At 71.6% G+C, this 3,502-nt stretch carries 3 protein-coding genes; 1 reads left to right on the top strand and 2 read right to left on the bottom strand.

Annotation, left to right across the window (positions count from 1 at the left end; genetic code table 11):
• On the bottom strand, positions 1 to 409 hold a 409-nt coding region (locus AVW09_RS14130), incomplete at its 3' end, for a DMT family transporter (protein WP_269454565.1).
• Between the two features lie 41 nt (positions 410 to 450).
• On the opposite strand from AVW09_RS14130, the gene def reads away from it, so the two are divergent.
• Entirely contained in the window at positions 451 to 1,017 is a 567-nt protein-coding gene (def, locus tag AVW09_RS14125; RefSeq protein ID WP_082822998.1) for a peptide deformylase, read from the top strand.
• 6 nt (positions 1,018 to 1,023) lie between these two features.
• On the opposite strand, the gene AVW09_RS14120 is transcribed toward def, so the two are convergent.
• Positions 1,024 to 3,363: an acyltransferase family protein gene (locus AVW09_RS14120; protein ID WP_231901852.1), complete on the bottom strand. Its 2,340-nt coding sequence runs from the start codon at positions 3,361 to 3,363 to the stop codon at positions 1,024 to 1,026.
• Positions 3,364 to 3,502 lie beyond the last annotated feature (139 nt).

The raw sequence follows: 3,502 nt of genomic DNA, 5'->3' as shown, positions 1-3,502 counted from the left end.
ACGCGGCGATCGCGATGAGCGACTGCCGCGTCGGCTTGTGGTGGGTGACGCGGGCGTTGAGGATCGTCGTGATCACGAGCGCGATCGCGCCGAGAGGCTGCACGAGGATCAGCGGTGCGACCGACAGGGCGGCGAGCTGACACACGATCGCGAGGCCGAGCATTAGAGTTCCGGCCACCCACGACGGGCGGGTCAGCAACGACGTCACCTGTGAACGCGAGAGTCCGCCCGTCGTCTTTCCGGAGAGGCGCTCGACCTTCTGCACCCCGCGGTGCTGGTACTGCGCGCCGAACGACATGAAGACCGCGCCCAGCAGCGCCAGCGGGATACCGAGCAGAATGCGGGGATCGCGGAAGACTCCGACGAGCTGATCGATACCGTCGGTGAGGGAGACATCGAGCGGAATCACCCTCCGACGATAGCCGCCGTATCGCCGCATAGGCTGGTGACGTGGCCGTTCTCCCTATCCGCATCATGGGCGATCCCGTCCTGCACGCCCCCGCTTCCCCCGTCGGAGAGATCACCGACGACATCCGCACGCTCGTCGCCGACATGTTCGAGACGATGGATGCCGCCCCCGGCGTGGGCCTCGCGGCCCCCCAGGTCGGCGTGGGCCTGCGCATCTTCACGTACACGTACGAGGACGACGAGGGTCAGCCGTGGCGCGGGGTCGTCATCAACCCGCAGCTGTGGATCCGTCCGCTCGAACCCGGGTACCCCGACCCCGACGAGGAGTCCGAGGGATGCCTCTCGTTCCCCGGTGAGCGGTTCCCGCTGCGCCGTTCCGAGGCGGCGCTCCTCACGGGAATCGATCTCGACGGGCAACCGGTGCGCATCGAGGTCTCGGGGTGGCGTGCCCGCATCCTGCAGCACGAATTCGACCACCTCGACGGGGTGCTGTACGTCGACCGCCTCGACGAGGAGGACAGCCGGACGGTCGCGAAGATCGCGAAGAAGCGCAAGTGGGGCAAGCCGGGCGCCTCCTGGATGCCGGGAGTCGACGACATCGACGCGTGAGACGTCTCAGTACAGCCCGCGAGCTTGCAGCTCCTGCTGCAGGATCGGGGTGAGGCGCTCGGCGAAGGCCGGCGTCAGGTGCGTGTCGTCGTACCGCACCGGCGTCTCGCCGGCGAAGGCCGGGCAGACGTTCTGCCAGCACGTGAACGGCAGCGCGCTGATGGCGGTGTTGCCGGTGGCCGCGGCCTCGGACTCGGTCGCCGTCTCCATCTGCGTCCACACGTCGTCGACGGCGGCGAGGCAGGCCGAGGGGCCGGTCACGGGCGAATAGCAGCGGTCCAGGTCCGCCCCGTGAGGCGGCGGCGAGAGGAAGACCGTGCGTCCGGCCGGTGCCCACGTCCCGATCTCCGCGAACGTCGACGCGGCCAGCTGCGTCGGGTCGAGCGACGCCCCGCCGACCGCCGTGCCGAGCGTGAACGCGTTCGAGACGATCACGAGGTCGGCCGGGTCGGCCGCGACCATCGCCCGCACCTGCGCCTTGCGGGTCTCGCATCCGGCATTGACCGCCGGATCGCGGCTCTCGATCATGACGTCGGTGAAGCGGCATCCGTACATTCCGACCGTCGTCGCGCGCCACGCTCCCCCGCTCTGCTCCGCGAGCTTCGCGATCGCCGGCGCGTACGCCATCGCGCTGGAGTCGCCGACGAGATACAGATGACGGGATGCCGATGTGTCGCCGAACGTGCAGCGGGCGGGGTCGGGAGCGACGTCGGGGGTGAAGCAGTCGTGCGCCCGGTTGTCGGACGACGATTCGCGGATGACCTTGTCGAGTCCCGGATGCAAGTCGGGCCACGCGTCCGCGCTGACGGCGGCGGCGAGTTGCGCCTGCAGGGTCGGCAACGCCTCGGCGACTTCCGCCGGGTCGGCGGTCGGCGCGGCCACGAGACCGGGGAGCTGCAGGACGGGGGCACCGTACGCGACGAACACCGCGAGCACCGTCGCCCCCGCGCCGATCGTGAGCACAGCGGCCGCGAGCCCCATGCGGGCGGAGAAGCGCTCGCGCCACGCGGCCCAGGTGAGGGGACGGGCGGGGGTGGTGGCGGTGGATTCCGGTTGCGGTTCGGGTTCGGGCGGGGCGGGCGCCACCGGGGTTGGTTCGAGCGCCGGGGCCGCGGCATCCGGTTCCGTCATCCGCGGGCGCGAACCCGGGTAGTACCGCTGGCCGGGCACCCATCCGGCGGGGCGGGACGCCAGCGCCGCGGGTCGCACGGGCGTCGGTGCCACGGCGACGGGCTCGGGCACGACCGGCGCCTCCTCCGTCACGGCACGGCGGCGCTCGAGCCAGGGTGAGCGGTGAACAGGCTGCTCGACACCCAGGTAGGTCGCGACCGTGAGCACCGCGGTGACCAGGAGCACGATCGGCATCCAGAAGGGTCCGGGTGGGAGGAGGACCTCCGCGAACACGATCGCCGGAAGGTGCCAGAGGTACAGCGAGTAAGAGACGTTGCCGAGGGCGACGCTCAGCGGGTTGGTGAGCGGGAAGAGGTGGCGGTGGCGTGGGTCTCCCCCGATGCCGCCCGCGATGACGAGCGCCGCACCGGCCACCGGGAGCGCCGCCCATGGAGCCGGGAACGGCGAAGTCGGTTCGATGAGGACGAAGGATGCCACGACCGCGGCGAGGCCGCCCCAGGCGAGGAGTCCGCGCAGCGGTGCCGGCATCCGTCCGAGGACGGGCGCGAGGGCGGCGAGCACGGCACCGACGGCGAGCTCCCCGGCGCGGGCGAGCGTCGAGAAGTACGCCCCCGCCGGGTCGCTCGCGGTGAGCTGCACCGCCGCCACCGCGGAGGCCGCAACGAGCGCGACGGCGATGACGCCGGTGAGCCGGCGCGCTGTGGGACCCCGCCGTGCGGCCGCCGGAAGGAACGCGACGGCGGCGAGCAGCAGGACCGGCCACACGAGCGAGAACTGCTCCTCGATCGACAGCGACCAGAAGTGCTGGAGCGGCGAGACGTCGGTGGACGAGAAGTAGTCGCGCCCCTCGAGTCCGAACCGCCAGTTCGAGACGAGACCGAGCGCCGAGAGGGCGTCGTACAGCGTCTGCTCGGCGCGGGCGCGGTGGAACACGACGGAGCCGAGGCCGACCACCGTCGCCAGCACCAGCAGCGCAGCCGGGAGAAGTCGCCGGATGCGGCGCGCGAAAAACGCGCGCAGATCGATCGATCCGGTGGCCGCGAGATCGCGGAGCAGGATGCCGGTGACGAGGAACCCCGAGATGACGAAGAACACGTCGACGCCCGCGAATCCGCCACGCGGCCACCCGGCGAGGTGGCTCGCGACGACGCCGAGGACGGCCAGTGCGCGGAGCCCCTGAAGATCGAGACGCGTGCGGGTCGGGGCGGTCGGCACGGGCGGCGGCATCCTCTCGGACCGCCGGATGCGGCCGGAGCGAGCTTACTGGAACCGCTCCCAGGGTGCGGCCGCGCCCGCAGACGTTTCGGGCTGGGTAGCCAGGGTGGGGTTATAGGCAAGAACGTGTGGATGGGAT

It is taken from the genome of Microbacterium sp. T32 (assembly GCF_001619615.1).
In the GTDB taxonomy this organism is placed as follows: domain Bacteria; phylum Actinomycetota; class Actinomycetes; order Actinomycetales; family Microbacteriaceae; genus Microbacterium.
This window is presented reverse-complemented; position numbering and strand designations above follow the sequence as displayed.